The 704-nt window shown below is 29.5% G+C and carries 1 pseudogene; it reads left to right on the top strand.

Features of this window, described 5'->3' with window-relative positions:
* Positions 1–704: pseudogene (locus HUN22_RS17485) on the top strand (hypothetical protein); the annotation flags it as partial.

The raw sequence follows: 704 nt of genomic DNA, 5'->3' as shown, positions 1-704 counted from the left end.
ACTAGAGCTTGATGAAGATGAATTAAACAAAGAAAAGTTGATTTCTGTTCGCACATTTTTAAATATTGTTTCGTTAATCAGTTTATGTGAAACAAATGGTGAAAGAATCGTACTGAATCTTTTACTTTTACTTATTATTAGTGGTTTACGCTCAACAGAAGCACTCCTTCTAAAAACTGATGCTCTAATCAAACAGCCTATAGTTGATCCAGTAACCAAAGAACATGTTACCTTAGATGGTATTAAACAATATACTCTTGGTATTCAATATCATGGTGCAAAAGGCTCGGGTTACAGAATTCATTGGGTTGAACCTTTGGCTGTAAATTTGGTAGAAAAAATATTTCAATCTGTTTTAGAACTTACAAAAGAATACAGAGAACATATTAGATATTTAAGATCAAAAGAATGTATGAATTTTTTACCTAAGGCAATAGATGAGATTGAAACAGATTATATTGAATTAGATGATTTAATAGGAACGGTTTTTAGATTGAGGGCTAAAAATGAATACAGTGGGTATACTGAGAAAAGTGGTATAGCAGCACAGCGTTCTGTAGTTCTAACCTCATTAAATAAAGTACCTATTTTTAAAAGAGTTAAGGAGGAAAGAATAAAAACATTTTATTTAAAAAAAGATATTAATAATTTTATTATATCACTCACAACTAATTACTCTTCAGATTATCCCCTCTCTCATATAT

The organism is Acinetobacter lactucae (genome assembly GCF_013344765.1).
Taxonomy (GTDB): Bacteria; Pseudomonadota; Gammaproteobacteria; order Pseudomonadales; family Moraxellaceae; genus Acinetobacter; species Acinetobacter lactucae_A.
The sequence above is the reverse complement of the archived record's forward strand: the minus strand, read 5'-3'. Positions and strand labels throughout refer to the sequence as shown.